Origin of the sequence: Mesorhizobium sp. B2-5-11, assembly GCF_006440835.1 — a bacterium.
GTDB lineage: Bacteria > Pseudomonadota > Alphaproteobacteria > Rhizobiales > Rhizobiaceae > Mesorhizobium.
In genome coordinates this window covers 88,537-101,508 of record NZ_VFUK01000011.1, presented here as the reverse complement: position 1 = coordinate 101,508, position 12,972 = coordinate 88,537, and the positions used below count along the sequence as shown (strand labels likewise).

Annotated in this window: 13 protein-coding genes and 1 pseudogene; 5 read left to right on the top strand and 9 right to left on the bottom strand. The window is 62.5% G+C overall.

Annotated elements, in window-relative coordinates:
- Window positions 1-45: 45 nt before the first annotated feature.
- Entirely contained in the window at window positions 46-1,356 is a 1,311-nt protein-coding gene (gene urtA / locus FJ490_RS26905) for an urea ABC transporter substrate-binding protein (protein ID WP_140729213.1), read from the bottom strand.
- A gap of 314 nt (window positions 1,357-1,670) precedes the next feature.
- On the opposite strand from urtA, the gene FJ490_RS26900 reads away from it, so the two are divergent.
- Window positions 1,671-2,069 carry a hypothetical protein gene (locus tag FJ490_RS26900; RefSeq protein WP_140498872.1) on the top strand — a complete coding sequence of 133 codons (399 nt, stop codon included), beginning with the start codon at window positions 1,671-1,673 and terminating at the stop codon, window positions 2,067-2,069.
- Between the two features lie 66 nt (window positions 2,070-2,135).
- On the opposite strand, the gene FJ490_RS26895 is transcribed toward FJ490_RS26900, so the two are convergent.
- The 3 genes from FJ490_RS26895 to FJ490_RS26885 form a co-directional block, all read right to left on the bottom strand.
- On the bottom strand, window positions 2,136-3,707 hold the full coding sequence (locus FJ490_RS26895; protein ID WP_140656363.1) for a GMC family oxidoreductase: 1,572 nt from the start codon (window positions 3,705-3,707) through the stop codon (window positions 2,136-2,138).
- Between the two features lie 47 nt (window positions 3,708-3,754).
- Entirely contained in the window at window positions 3,755-4,285 is a 531-nt protein-coding gene (locus FJ490_RS26890) for a gluconate 2-dehydrogenase subunit 3 family protein (protein WP_140515296.1), read from the bottom strand.
- A gap of 72 nt (window positions 4,286-4,357) precedes the next feature.
- Window positions 4,358-4,753: a VOC family protein gene (locus tag FJ490_RS26885; RefSeq protein ID WP_140498876.1), complete on the bottom strand. Its 396-nt coding sequence runs from the start codon at window positions 4,751-4,753 to the stop codon at window positions 4,358-4,360.
- A gap of 246 nt (window positions 4,754-4,999) precedes the next feature.
- Between FJ490_RS26885 and FJ490_RS26880 the strand changes: the two genes are divergently transcribed.
- Window positions 5,000-5,305 (top strand): ribbon-helix-helix domain-containing protein, encoded by a 306-nt coding sequence (locus tag FJ490_RS26880; protein WP_140498878.1) that lies wholly within the window; start codon window positions 5,000-5,002, stop codon window positions 5,303-5,305.
- A gap of 71 nt (window positions 5,306-5,376) precedes the next feature.
- On the opposite strand, the gene FJ490_RS26875 is transcribed toward FJ490_RS26880, so the two are convergent.
- The 3 genes and pseudogenes from FJ490_RS26875 to FJ490_RS26865 form a co-directional block, all read right to left on the bottom strand.
- Window positions 5,377-6,099 carry a DeoD-type purine-nucleoside phosphorylase gene (locus tag FJ490_RS26875; protein ID WP_140525366.1) on the bottom strand — a complete coding sequence of 241 codons (723 nt, stop codon included), beginning with the start codon at window positions 6,097-6,099 and terminating at the stop codon, window positions 5,377-5,379.
- 156 nt (window positions 6,100-6,255) lie between these two features.
- Window positions 6,256-6,375, bottom strand: a pseudogene (locus FJ490_RS26870) (IS5/IS1182 family transposase); the annotation flags it as partial.
- A gap of 82 nt (window positions 6,376-6,457) precedes the next feature.
- Window positions 6,458-7,300 (bottom strand): oxidoreductase, encoded by an 843-nt coding sequence (locus FJ490_RS26865; protein ID WP_140584351.1) that lies wholly within the window; start codon window positions 7,298-7,300, stop codon window positions 6,458-6,460.
- A 50-nt stretch (window positions 7,301-7,350) separates the two neighbouring features.
- On the opposite strand from FJ490_RS26865, the gene FJ490_RS26860 reads away from it, so the two are divergent.
- Window positions 7,351-7,977 (top strand): TetR/AcrR family transcriptional regulator, encoded by a 627-nt coding sequence (locus FJ490_RS26860; protein WP_140674552.1) that lies wholly within the window; start codon window positions 7,351-7,353, stop codon window positions 7,975-7,977.
- A 55-nt stretch (window positions 7,978-8,032) separates the two neighbouring features.
- Here the strand turns inward: FJ490_RS26860 and FJ490_RS26855 are convergent, their stop codons facing one another.
- Window positions 8,033-10,609 carry a response regulator gene (locus FJ490_RS26855; protein ID WP_140515292.1) on the bottom strand — a complete coding sequence of 859 codons (2,577 nt, stop codon included), beginning with the start codon at window positions 10,607-10,609 and terminating at the stop codon, window positions 8,033-8,035.
- Window positions 10,610-10,853: 244 nt separating this feature from the next.
- Here FJ490_RS26855 and FJ490_RS26850 point away from each other — a divergent pair, with 244 nt between their 5' ends.
- On the top strand, window positions 10,854-11,591 hold the full coding sequence (locus tag FJ490_RS26850; RefSeq protein ID WP_181165356.1) for a flagellar biosynthetic protein FliO: 738 nt from the start codon (window positions 10,854-10,856) through the stop codon (window positions 11,589-11,591).
- A gap of 134 nt (window positions 11,592-11,725) precedes the next feature.
- On the opposite strand, the gene dksA is transcribed toward FJ490_RS26850, so the two are convergent.
- Complete coding sequence (dksA, locus tag FJ490_RS26845; protein ID WP_140498888.1) at window positions 11,726-12,142, bottom strand: RNA polymerase-binding protein DksA; 417 nt, start codon at window positions 12,140-12,142, stop codon at window positions 11,726-11,728.
- 271 nt (window positions 12,143-12,413) lie between these two features.
- On the opposite strand from dksA, the gene FJ490_RS26840 reads away from it, so the two are divergent.
- Window positions 12,414-12,917 carry a histidine phosphatase family protein gene (locus FJ490_RS26840; RefSeq protein WP_140498890.1) on the top strand — a complete coding sequence of 168 codons (504 nt, stop codon included), beginning with the start codon at window positions 12,414-12,416 and terminating at the stop codon, window positions 12,915-12,917.
- The last annotated feature ends 55 nt before the right edge of the window (window positions 12,918-12,972 follow it).

Here is a 12,972-nt window from a genome sequence, read left to right as displayed (position 1 = left end):
CGCTCGCGGTCATGGGCATGGACCTGAAGGTCCAGCCCGGGAGGATCAGTTTGTGCCCTTGCCGCCGCATTTGCCGGTGGCGACATTGAAGTTGCCGCAGGACAGAGGCGCCCGCCAATCGGAGATCAAGTCCTTGGAGTCGGGCAGGTAATCCGACCACTCGTCGCCCATCACCAGCCCCGGCGTGCGCGAGACCGTCTCGAACTGGCCGTCGGCCTGGATTTCACCGATCAGCACCGGCTTGGTGATGTGATGGTTCGGCATCATCGTCGAATAGCCGCCGGTCAGGTTCGGCACCGAGACGCCGACCATGGCGTCAATCACCTTGTCCGGATCGGTGGTGCCGGCCTTCTCGACCGCCTTCACCCACATGTTGAAGCCGATATAGTGGGCCTCCATCGGGTCGTTGGTGGTGCGCTTGTCGTTCTTGATGAACTTGTGCCAGTCGGCGATGAACTTCTTGTTCTCGGGCGTGTCGACGCTCTCGAAGTAGTTCCAGGCGGCGAGATGGCCGACCAGCGGCGCCGTGTCGAGACCGGCAAGCTCCTCCTCGCCGACCGAGAAGGCCATGACCGGGATGTCCTCGGCCTTGATGCCCTGGTTGCCCAGTTCCTTGTAGAACGGCACGTTGGCGTCGCCGTTGACGGTGGAGACGACGGCGGTCTTCTTGCCGGCCGAACCGAACTTCTTGATTGCCGAGACTTCGGTCTGCCAGTCCGAGAAACCGAACGGCGTGTAGTTGACCATGATGTCTTCCGCCGCGACGCCCTTGGCCTTCAGATAGGCCTCGAGGATCTTGTTGGTGGTGCGGGGATAGACATAGTCGGTGCCTTCCAGCACCCATCGCTTCACCGAGCCGCCATCCTCGCTCATCAGATAGTCGACGGCCGGAATGGCCTGCTGGTTCGGCGCCGCGCCCGTATAGAACACGTTGCGCTCGCTCTCCTCGCCCTCATACTGGACGGGATAGAACAGGATGTTGTCGAGTTCCGAGAACACCGGCAGCACCGATTTGCGCGACACCGAGGTCCAGCAGCCGAACACCGCCGCGACCTTGTCTTTGGAGATCAGCTCGCGCGCTTTCTCGGCGAAGAGCGGCCAGTTGGACGCCGGATCGACGACGACCGCTTCGAGCTTCCTGCCGAGCAGGCCGCCCTTGGCATTCTGCTCGTCGATGAGCATCAGCATGGCATCCTTCAGCGTCGTCTCCGAAATCGCCATAGTGCCGGACAGCGAATGGAGGATGCCGACCTTGATCGTGTCGTCGGCCGCTTTCGCGGGCGCCGACATCGACAGGCCGGCAGCGACCACGCCCGCCGAAAACATTTTTGTTATTGTCGAGAAATTACCCCTCATGCCTGACACTCCCAAGCTGATTGATTGCAACGCAACACTACGAAGCAACCCCCATGCCAACCGCCGAGGCGGTCTCGCGGGAGGAGTTAATGCTCAATGTTATCAGCGGCTTGATGTATCGTACTTAGAGAAATCGTGAGCGCCCGGTTAAAAATTGGTTGAGAGAAATTTGCGCAGCGCACACAGTTTTTGCCTAATTTTCGTCCAATTTCTCCAAATGCCTAGATTTTGATCTCCGGACGCGGGCCGCACGCGACAAATATTGCGGTACGGCACACAAATGGGGCAAGCTCGCCCCTCAACCGAGCGACGTCATGGCATCCGGAATTTCACGCATCTCTACCGGCCTATTGTTTCTGGCGGCGGCGACCGGGGCGGCGCGAGCCGACTTCAGCGACGGCAAGATGCCCGACGGCATTTATCATTGCGAGGTCTACCTGCTCGGCATGTTCCTCAACCTCGGCGACATCACCATCAAGGGAAACGTCTATACCGGCCCAGTCACCTTCGGGACCGCCCAGCAGGGCTACAATTACCAGATGGACGCAAATGGGGTGATCTCCTGGCTGGGACCACTCGGCGGCTACACCGCCGGCGGCAACTCGTTGTCCCTCACTCAGGCGACTCTGGATGGCCAGGGCCCGCCCTCATTCGACATCATCATGAGACAGCCCGACGGCGCCTTCACCGCCTCGACCTGCACCAAGGGCTGAAAGTCGAGAAAAATGGCGCGGAACCCCGGTCGGGGCTCCGCGCCAGCAGGCAGTCGGGAGGTGGAACTAGATGCTTCTCGCTGACATTTGGCTGGCGATGTAATCGGCCTGCCGGATCGCCAGCGAGACGATCGTCAGCGTCGGGTTCTCGGCCGCGCCTGTCGTGAACTGGCTGCCGTCGGAAACGAACAGGTTCTTGATGTCGTGCGTCTGGCCGTGCTTGTTGACGACACCGTCGGCCGCCTTCTCGCTCATCCGGTTGGTGCCGAGATTATGGGTGGAAGGATAGGGCGGCGTCGGGAAAGTCCGCGTCGCTCCAACCGCGTCGTAGAGCGCCATGGCCTGTTTGTAGGCATGATCGCGCATCGCCGTATCGTTGGGATGATCGTCGAAATGCACATCGGCGATTGGCATGCCGTGCTCGTCCTTTTCGTCGGCATGCAGCGTGATGCGGTTTTCTTCGCGCGGCATGTCCTCGCCGACGATCCACAGCCCTGCCATGTGGTCGTAGTGGTCGAGCGCGGTGGTGAAGGAGCGGCCCCAAGCGCCGGGATCGAGGAAGGCCGCCATAAACGGCAGGCCGAGCGAAAGCGTCTCGAATTCGTAGCCGCCGACGAAACCGCGCGATGGATCATGCCGCGCCTCGTCGCGGATGATGCCGGCCATCGTGGTGCCGCGATACATGTGCACCGGTTTGTCGAAGATGGCATAAACCGAGCCGGTGGTGTGGCGCATGTAGTTCTTGCCCACCTGCCCCGATGAATTGGCGAGGCCGTCAGGGAACTTGCTCGAAGCCGAATTGAGCAGCAGGCGCGGGCTTTCAATCGAATTGCCGGCGACGGCGACGATGCGGGCCTTCTGCTCCTGCAGCTTGCCGTCCTTGTCGGCATAGACGACGCCGGTCACCTTTCCCGAGGCGTCATGGTTGATCTTGACGGCCATGGCGTTCGGCCTCACCTCGAGATGGCCTGTCGCTTCGCCTTTCGGGATCTCGGTGTAGAGCGTCGACCATTTGGCGCCCCATTTGCAGCCCTGGAAGCAGAAGCCGGTCTGCTGGCAGGACATCCGGTCGTCACGCTCGACCGAATTGATCGCCATGTTGCCGGTGTGGCATTCCTTGTAGCCGAGCTTGTCGGCGCCAGCCTTCAACAGCTTGAAATTATTGTTGCCCGGCAGCCTCGGCCAGTCATTGGTGCCGGTGACGCCCATCTTGGCTTCGGCCTTGGCGTAATAAGGCTCCATCTCGGCCAGTGTCACCGGCCAATCGAGCAGGTTCGCGCCCTCCACCTTGCCGTAGGTCGAGGCGGTCTTGAACTCATGCTCCTGGAAGCGCAGCGAAGCGCCGGCCCAGTGCGTGGTCGAGCCGCCGACCGATTTCACGATCCAGGCCGGCAGGTTCGGAAAATCCCTGGCTACGCGCCAGTCGCCCGAAGTGGTGCGCTTGTCTTTCCAGGCGAGTTGGGCAAAGGAGTCCCACTCGTCATTGATGAAGTCGTCGAATTCGTGGCGAGCGCCGGCCTCCAGGATCACGACGTCGATGCCCTTCTGGGCGAGTTCATTGCCGAGTGTGCCGCCGCCGGCTCCCGAGCCGATGATGACGACCAAATTGTCGTTTTTCAGATCAAATGCTGCTGCCATGGTTTCCTCCCATGATTTCGATTTTGCTGGGTGACGAGAGGAGCGGCTCAGAGCCACTCGATGTCGTCGAAGCCGCGCGCGATATAGCCGCCCTTGGAATAGGATTCGCCCTCATAGCCAAAGACCGGCCAGACCTCCTTCTGGTTGTAGAGGCTGACGACGAGGCCCCCGCGCACCGCCTGGAAGAAAGGCGTGGCTTCGACCTGCTTCAGCACTGCGACACGCTGATCCTCCCAACCAAGGTTCCGGTAGCCGCCCTTGCCGGACCTCTTGTCGAGATCGGCGATGCCGTTCTCGATGAGATCCCTATGTGCGGCATCCTTGCCGGCCTGATCGTCATGGCTCTTGACCGCGATGGCGTAATATTTGTCGGGAAGCTGATCGTGCGGGTAGACGTCCCGCCCCATTTGGATCAGCGTCGCCATCGTCTCCGGCTTCAGCGCCGACGTTTCGAGGCCCCAGGCATGTTCCGGGCTGATGACCGCGCTGCCGGAAATGACGAGCAAGGCTCCGACGCCGCCGCGCTTCAGAAGCTCGCGCCGCGAAAGCCCGGGCCTGCTTTCATAGATCGTGACCATATTTTCCTCCCTGCTTGCTGGTTGCATCCATGGGATGCCTTGGCTGGCGCCGCGCACACGCGGCCGCGATCTCTACTGGAACCTGCCTCCTCGTTGCAGAACCTCGATCCTGTAGCCGTCCGGATCCTCGATGAAGAAGAAGCGTGCGATCAGCGAACCGTCACGGTTGAATTCGACGATCTTCTTCGGGTTGAGGCCGAGCGCGCCGAGCCGGTCGTGCTCGCCGTCGAGATCGACGACCGAAACCGCGAGATGGCCGTAGCCATCGCCAAGCGCATAAGGCTCCTGCCGACCCTTGTTCACGGTCAGTTCGACTTCGAATTGCGTCTCGGCATTGCTGAGGTAGATGAGCGTGAACGTGTCGAAATCCAGCCTTTCGGCGACATCGAGGCCGAAGGCATTTCTGTAGAAATCGACGGAGCGGGTCTCGTCGAGAACCCGGATCATGGTGTGGATTGCCTTCGCCAAATCAGTCCTCGCCACTCGATGCTTCGAAGATGATTATGCGCGGCGACGGCAAAAGATGGTGGCAGCCGGTTACCACGCTCCGAAGATCGACTCGCCTGACAATCGCAAGGACGAAAGTCCGATTGCTGTTCAGCCGATTTTGCCGGAGAATGCTGTTGGGGACAAAGGCCGCGTCGCCTCTGGCGGCAAAAGCATCTGTCCACCCAAAATCAACGCCAAAAATCAACGAACGTGGGAGGTTGTCGGATGTGCAGGGTATTTGCGGCCCAGGATCCCGAAGGTTATCGTCAGATCAACCGGTCGATCCGCATCGACGGATATTCGACCAGCATCCAGCTTGAGGCGACGTTTTGGGCACTGCTCGACGAAATCGCCGAAAGCCAGGACCTGACGACGCCGAAATTCATCTCGAAACTCTATGACGAGGCCATCGAGATCAATGGCGAGATTCCCAACTTCGCCTCCATGCTGCGCACCACCTGCGCGCTCTATCTGCGCAGCCACCGGCCGGGTATGGAAGACCAGATGCCGCCGAAATGGGAAGCCGCCTGAAGAATCCAGAAAAGTGCCCCCCGGCTTTGTGTTCGGAATGCATCAGGAACTGGGGCGGCTCGGCGGGCCTATCACGCACCGGGCCGATCGGCGGCGGCGATTTCCAGCGCCAGCCGCGTCATGTCGGTAAAAAGATCCTGGCGCTCTGCATATTGGGTCTGTTCGCCGCTGTCGATATCGTCGACCACCGTGCAGATCGATAGCGCACGGGCCCCGAAATGCCTGGAAATGCGATAGAGCGCACTGGTCTCCATGTCCACGGCCAGCGCGCCGGCTGCCTGCGCATCGGCAAAACGGGCGCGTCCCTGCGGATGGTGGAAGACGTCGCTGCATGCCGTCAGCCCGGCACGATGGTCGATGCCGAGTTCGGCCGCCTTCGCCAATGCGCGAGCAAACAGCGCCGGGTCCGGCCCGGCTGCAGCGTCATAGAGGCCGAAAACCTGACCGCTTCGGGCGCTTTCGGGCCGCACCGATTGCGAGATGACGAGGCTGCGTAGTTTTACCTCAGCGGTCAGCCCGCCGCAGGTGCCGGTACGGATCAAAGTCCGCACACCGTAGCCGTCCAGCAGCTCATGCGCATAGATCAGAAAGGAGGATACGCCGATGCCGGTCGCCTGGATGCTGACCGGCTGACCACGAAACAGGCCAGTGAAGCCAAGGGCACCGCGCCGGCGGTTGATGCAGCGTGGGGCCTCCAGGAATGTCATGGCCATCCATTCGGCGCGCTGGGGGTCGCCCGGCAACAGCACAATGTCGGCGTAGTCACCCTCGCTGGCTTCGATGTGTGGCGTCAACAGCTCGTCCCTGCCGTTTCATCCACAATCATGGCCTTGTCGCAGTATTGCGCAAGAGGCATTCGGGAACGCTAATACACGGAAACTTCGTTTCAGGACGACAATATCACGAAAACAAAGAGTTAAACCGGTCGGCGACTCTATCAAAGTCGTAGCGGTGGCGACACGCCGGAAGTGCTTCAGCTTGGAGGAGAACCGCTCGATCAGGTTGCGCTCGCGATAGAGCCGCCCGCTGAAGCAAGGCTTCACTTGGTTGCTCTTCGGCGGGATGTTCGGCCGGCAGTCAGGCCGAGCCGCCCCAATTGCAGGCTGATGAAAACGCGCGGCGCGTCTTCATCAGCCGACGCACTCCAAGCGCTCATGATGCGAAGCTGGTTGATCGCGAAAGCTCCTCCCACGCGCTGATTTCGCTCCGCATCGCGTCGAGCTTCTGGTCGACCAGCCCCAGCGCATCGTCGCCCAGGAACAGCCGTACCGGCGGGTTCGCGGCATCGACCAGCACGAGCAACGCCTGCGCGGCCTTGGCCGGATCGCCCGGTTGGTTGCCGCTCTTGGCCTGTCGCGCGGCGCGGATCGGGTCCATGACCGCGTCATAGTCGGCAATGCTGCGCGGCGTGCGATCCATCGAGCGTCCGGCCCAATCCGTGCGGAATTGGCCGGGAGCGAGCGCCGTCACCCGAATTCCAAAGCCTGCCACTTCCTTGCCGAGCGCTTCGGAAATGCCTTCGAGCGCGAATTTGCTTCCGCAATAGAAGGTGATCCCGGGCATGGTGATGAAGCCGCCCATGGACGTGACGTTGATGATATGGCCGCGACGCCGCTCGCGCATGCCCGGCAGCACCGCCTTGATCATCGCGACGGGCCCGAAGACGTTGGCGGCGAACTGGCGCTGGAGATCGTCCAGGGACGACTCCTCCAGCACGCCCTCATGGCCGTAACCGGCGTTGTTCACCAGCACGTCGATTGGACCCGCCTGCCGTTCCGCCGCGGTGACAGCCGCCGGGACCGTCTCGAAATCGGTCACGTCCAGCAAGAGCGGGTGGGCGCGATCGGGCGCGAGCGCGGCGAAGATCTCGGCGTCGGCTTCCCGCCGCACGGTGCCGATCACCCGATGGCCCGCTTCAAGCGCGCCTCTTGCAAATGCTCGCCCCAGCCCGGAGCTGACACCGGTGATGAGGAATGTCTTAGGGGTGGAAGTCATGGTTCACTCCGGGCTATGATTGAAAACTATATCATGATATAGATAACAGCATGACACCAAACAAGACCAAGGTTGCTCCGACCGCCACGCGGGGTGAGCCGCTTCGCCGGCGTGTGATCGATGCGGCGGAGCGACTGCTCCGACAGGGTAAGGCCGGTTTCTCGATGCGCGACCTCGCCACCGAAGCCGGAGTCAGTTTCGCGACGCCGTTCAATCAGTTCGGGAGCAAGGCCGCGATCATGCATGCCCTTTCGCGGCGGCGGATCGATACGATGGCCCAGCGCTTTGCCGGGATGTCACCGCCTGCCGATGCCGCAGGCCGCGTGCTGTTGGCCATCGATACCGCGGTCGAGGTAATGTTGGAGGAGCCGGAGATAAACCGGGCCGTGATGGGATGGATCGGCACGGCCGGCCCGTCCCCCGGAAAGGTCCTGGCGCACTCCACAACCTTGTGGTCGCTGGCCCTTGGAGCGGGCGAAGGCTTGATCGCGGCCGGCAGGCAGAAGGCGCTGCGCAGTCTGCCGGAACAGCTCGCATTTGCCTTTCGTGGGGTCCTGTCATTCTGGACCGCCGGCGAACTGCCGGATGAGGCGCTTGCCTCGAAGGCGCGAGAGATCGCAAAAACCTTGCTGCTCGGATTTGCTGAACGGCCGCTATTCGGCGATTCCGCCTCCTAAGCTGCCCTCCGGGAACCACCAATCTCGGCCATTTCCCGATTTATGGGTTCACGGCCTAAGACTCCAGCATGTCCTTGACGATCGTTGCCAACTGCTTGAGCGAAAACGGTTTCGGCAGGAATCCGAAATGCGCGTCCGCCGGCAGGTTCCTGGCGAATGCATCCTCGGCATAGCCGGACACGAAGACGAACTTGATGTCCGGCTGGCGCTTGCGCAACTCGCCGAGCAGCGTCGGCCCGTCCATCTCCGGCATCACCACATCCGAAACCACAATGTCGACCTTGCCGCCGAGCGCTTCGAACACTTCCAGCGCCTCGACCCCGGAGGACGCCTCGTGCACGGTATAGCCGCGCGAGGTCAGAGCCCGCATGCCGCCCATGCGCACCGCATCCTCGTCCTCGACCAGCAGCACCGTGGCCGACCCGGACAAATCCTTGCCTGTCTCTGCCGACTTGGCAGGCACCGCTGCCGGTGCTTCCCCGGGTTCGCCTGCCTTCTTTGCCTCGGCGATGTGGCGCGGCAGGAAGATGCGGAAGACCGAACCCTTGCCGACCTCGGAATCGCAGAAGATAAAGCCGCCGGTCTGTTTGATGATGCCGTAGACCATGGACAGGCCAAGGCCGGTGCCCTTGCCGACCTCCTTGGTGGTGAAGAACGGTTCGAATATCTTCTTCAGCACGTCGGGCGCGATGCCGCTGCCGGTGTCCTCGACCTCGGCCACCACATAGTCCGCCGGAGTGAGTTCCCGGTAGGGAAAGGTCTTGCACTCCTCGGCGGTCACATTGCGGGTGCGCACCGTGAGGTCGCCGCCCGCCGGCATTGCATCGCGCGCGTTGACCGCCAGGTTGACCACCACCTGCTCGAACTGGCCGATATCGACCTTGACCGGCCAGAGATCGCGACCGTGGTCGATCTTCAGCTTGATGTCGTTGCCGACCAGACGGGCGAGCAACATCCTGAGATCGGCGAGCACGTCGGTAAGGTTCAGCACTTCCGGCCGCAGCGTCTGCTTGCGCGAAAAGGCCAGCAACTGCCGCACCAGCGAGGCTGCCCGGTTGGCATTCTGCTTGATGTTCATGATGTCGGGGAAGGATGGGTCCGACGGCCGATGATTGGTCAGAAGCAGGTCCGACGCCATGATGATGGCGGTCAGCACATTGTTGAAGTCGTGTGCGATGCCGCCGGCAAGCTGGCCGACGGCCTGCATCTTCTGGCTTTGCGCCATCTGCCCTTCGAGCGCCTTCTGCTCCGTCGTCTCGACGGCGTAGACGATGGCCGACTCCTCGGCCCCCTCGCCGCCTGTGCCGTCGGCGACCGCATTGACGTAAAAACGGATGTGGCGCTCCTCATTGCCGGGCAGGAGCGTGTCGATCGGCTCGATATCGGCCTGCCGCTGCCGTGCCTTTTCGAAGGCCGCGGCAAAGGCCGGGCGGTCACGTTCGTGGATGACCGTGTCGAGCCGCATGCGGCGGTCGACGGCGTCCCGGTCGACGACCGATGAAAACAGCGAAAGGAATGGCGCATTGGTGCGCAGGATGCGCCCGCTGGCGTCGACGCCGGCGATCGCCATCGGCGTCGAGTTGAAGAAGCGGGTGAACCGCACTTCCGAAGCGCGCAGGTCCGCCGAGGCGTCCTCGCCTTGCGTGCGGTTGAGCACGATCGTGCGCGTCGGACCGTTGAGGCCTTCGCGGCTGGCTGAAACGCGATGCATGAAGCGCACCGGCAGCGCCTCGCCCGTCATTGTCGTGAGGTCGAGATCGATGACCGCGTTGCGCGTCGTACCGGGGTCGGCCTTGACCGAGCGCACCAGCGCCATGCCGTCGCCGGCGACGATCTCCGGCAGGGAGACGGCGCCGGGCGTGAAGCTGGCAAGGTCGATGCCCAGCCATTCGGCGAGCGTGGCGTTGATATAGGTGACGCGGCCTTCCTGGTCGGCGGAAAAGAAGCCGGCGGGCGCGTGGTCGAGATGATCGATCGCCTTCTGCAGGTCCAGGAAGAAACGCTCCTGCTCGGCGCGTTCCTGCGAAATGTCGGCAAGTTGCCAGGCGAGCATCGGCGGCCGCTGGCCCGGCACGCTGAAAGCGCGGGCGCGGGCGCGATACCAGCGCGCGCCTGGCTCAGCGCCAGGCTTGATCGACTGCGCGAGCCGGAACTCGCCGTCGCCCGGCTGGCCGTCACGCAGACCGGAGGCCAGTCGGTAGATGGTGACCGAAGCTTCCGGAACGTCCGAAAGCAGCCCTTCGACCGTCTTCAGGTCGGCCGCGGAAGAGGCTCCGGTCATGTCGGCATAGGCGCGGTTGGCATAGACCACGCGGCCCTTGGTGTCCGTGACCAGAAGACCCTGCGACATCGAATCGACGAATGCCTTCGACAGTTCGTCGCCCGTCGAGCGTGGCGTGATCTGCACAAAGCCAATCGCCGTGGCGAACAGGAAGCCGACGCCGATCATCGCCAGCACGCCGAGCATGCCCAGCAGGAAAGGGTCGCCGAGCCGCTCGCGAAACAGGCCAAAAACGATCGCGGCCCCCGTCAGGACGGCAATGAAGATGACGAGCCGGGTAACGGCGCCCGGCCGCGTGTTCTGATCGACGATCGGTACCGGATAGAAATCGCCGCGCGTTTCCTTGGCCATGTGCCCCCTGCTCTTGAAGTCCGGTGTTCCGATACTCGCCGCAATGTGTGCCGACGCCCGCCCCTGTCGGGTTGAATCACATTCTCCTGGTCCCGAAAAGGCCCGGGCGGCAAATGTCAGATAAAAATGACGTCGGCCAGCCCTCCAGTGTTTCAAGCTGTTCATGAAGCGTGAAAGGCAACTTGCGGTAGCCCGCCGCAACGGTCTAGTGTCGCGTCACTTCCAAACCGATCAGGGGGAACCAATGCTGCAATGGCTGGATAGCGTAGCGGGCCCCGGCTATGTAGCGGCACTGCTGTGGACCTTCGCGGCGCTGGTCCTGCTGGTTATCGTCCTCATCATCGTCAAACTCGTTCGCAACCTGACCTTCGGCACCTTTGTCGCGGGCGGCCGGAACCGCAAGACGCGGCTTGCGGTCATGGACGCCACCGCCGTCGACAGCCATCGCCGCCTAGTGCTGGTGCGCCGCGACGACATCGAGCATCTGCTTTTGATCGGCGGCCCCACCGATGTCGTCGTCGAGCGTGACATCCGCCTTTCTGCGCCACGCCGTCCCGCGCTGACCGGAGATGGCGGTTCGCAGCAGCCTGTCGCGGTGGCAAAGCCGCGTCCGCATCAGCCCACCCCGGCGCCGGCGAGACAGGCACCTGCTCCGCAGCCGGTGAGTGCAGCGCCACCCGCCCGCCAGCGCGCTCCGGAGCCGGTGCCGAAGCCGGCGGCGCAGGGTTATCAGCCGACCAATGTCACGCCGCTGCCTTCCTACGGCTCCGCAAACGTCAATGCCGTCCGGCATGCCCCGCCGCCGGCTTCACCACCGCCGGGGCAGGAAAGCATCGATGAAACGCTGATGAAGGAACTCGAGGTTTCGCTCGACCAGCCCCGCTCGAGCAGTCCGGCGAATAAGCCGGTGGCAAAAACACCGCCGTCGCTCGACGACGAGATGACCAGGCTTCTGGGCGAACTCTCCAGCCAGAAAAGATGAGCAGCGCTTGTGCCCGGTCCGAAAAACCGATCGGGGTTTTGCGCGCATCGCCCGGTTCTGAAAAAAGAAATGGCCGGAAAACCGGCCATTTCGAGAGCGATATCGCTGAAATCTTCTTGAATGCAGACCGCAGGCTAATCGTCGCGATAGACCTTCTCGCGGCGCTCGTGGCGCTCTTGCGCTTCGATGGACAAGGTTGCGATCGGGCGGGCATCCAGCCGCTTCAGCGCGATCGGTTCGCCGGTCTCCTCGCAATAGCCGTAAGTGCCTTCCTCGATGCGCTGCAAGGCCGAATCGATCTTTGCGATGAGTTTCCGCTGGCGGTCGCGCGCCCTGAGTTCGATGGCGCGGTCGGTTTCCGAAGAGGCGCGGTCGGCTAGATCGGGATGATTGGCGTTTTCCTGCTGTAGGATTTCGAGGGTTTCGCGCGCTTCGCGCAATATGTCGTTCTTCCAGGTGACGAGCTTTGAGCGGAAGTAGGATTTCTGCCGCTCGTTCATGAACGGCTCGTCTTCGGAGGGTACGTAATCGGCGGTAACGGCATCGTTCATTCGACTCACCCAAACAGCCCCAAATTTGGCGCCTATATATTCGCGGTCAAACGCCTGCACAAGCGCAATCGATTACCGATTCACGCAATTGTTAATCTGCCTCGAGGAGCGCGATTGAGGTGATTCGGGCTGGTCTTAGGTACCGGATCCTTCGAACTGGCAGCCGCCGGCTGACGATTCGTCATGTCCGAAAAACGACTGCCATTGTGCGCCACGCCGTTCTTATGGCTAATCACGGCAAGGTTCGGGCTGTTGGCACGGTGGAGGTTGGGTGAGCAGGCTTTATCTGTTGAGGCACGCCAAAGCCGGATGGGCGCTGCCCGGCATGCGTGATTTCGATCGCCCGCTCGATGCGTCCGGCCGCGCTGATGCGGAGGCGATGGGCATCGCCATGCGGTCGCGCTCCTATGTGCCCGATCTGACGCTTTGCTCCACAGCCCGGCGCGCGAAGGAGACGCTGGAAGGCGTGGCCGGTCGGGCCGACACCGGCCGGGTTCTGTTCGTCGACGCGCTCTACAGCGAGGACGCGGCCGCGTACCTCAGCCTCATCCGGGACAATGGTGGGGTGGGTTCGATGCTGCTCGTCGGCCACAATCCGATGACGGAGGATCTCGCCATGGCGGTGTCCGGCGATGGCGAGGAAAGCGCCCGCGCCATGCTCAATCATGGTTTCCCGACCTCGGGCCTGGCGGTCGTGCGCTTCAGCGGCGATCTTGCCGGGGCCGCCCAGGGTGCCGGCTATCTCGAGGCATTCCTGACGCCGGCTGACCTCTGACGCATTTCAAACCAGCACGGCAACGCCTATATCGGACCTGTCGCAGCATCGAGAG

Excerpts from the sequence above, each read along its gene's own strand:
- urtA (WP_140729213.1), bottom strand. The coding sequence starts at position 1,356 with ATGAGGGGTAATTTCTCGACAATAACAAAAATGTTTTCGGCGGGCGTG.
- FJ490_RS26900 (WP_140498872.1), top strand. The coding sequence starts at position 1,671 with ATGGCATCCGGAATTTCACGCATCTCTACCGGCCTATTGTTTCTGGCG.
- FJ490_RS26895 (WP_140656363.1), bottom strand. The coding sequence starts at position 3,707 with ATGGCAGCAGCATTTGATCTGAAAAACGACAATTTGGTCGTCATCATC.
- FJ490_RS26890 (WP_140515296.1), bottom strand. The coding sequence starts at position 4,285 with ATGGTCACGATCTATGAAAGCAGGCCCGGGCTTTCGCGGCGCGAGCTT.
- FJ490_RS26880 (WP_140498878.1), top strand. The coding sequence starts at position 5,000 with ATGTGCAGGGTATTTGCGGCCCAGGATCCCGAAGGTTATCGTCAGATC.
- FJ490_RS26865 (WP_140584351.1), bottom strand. The coding sequence starts at position 7,300 with ATGACTTCCACCCCTAAGACATTCCTCATCACCGGTGTCAGCTCCGGG.
- FJ490_RS26860 (WP_140674552.1), top strand. The coding sequence starts at position 7,351 with ATGACACCAAACAAGACCAAGGTTGCTCCGACCGCCACGCGGGGTGAG.
- FJ490_RS26855 (WP_140515292.1), bottom strand. The coding sequence starts at position 10,609 with ATGGCCAAGGAAACGCGCGGCGATTTCTATCCGGTACCGATCGTCGAT.
- FJ490_RS26850 (WP_181165356.1), top strand. The coding sequence starts at position 10,854 with ATGCTGCAATGGCTGGATAGCGTAGCGGGCCCCGGCTATGTAGCGGCA.
- dksA (WP_140498888.1), bottom strand. The coding sequence starts at position 12,142 with ATGAACGATGCCGTTACCGCCGATTACGTACCCTCCGAAGACGAGCCG.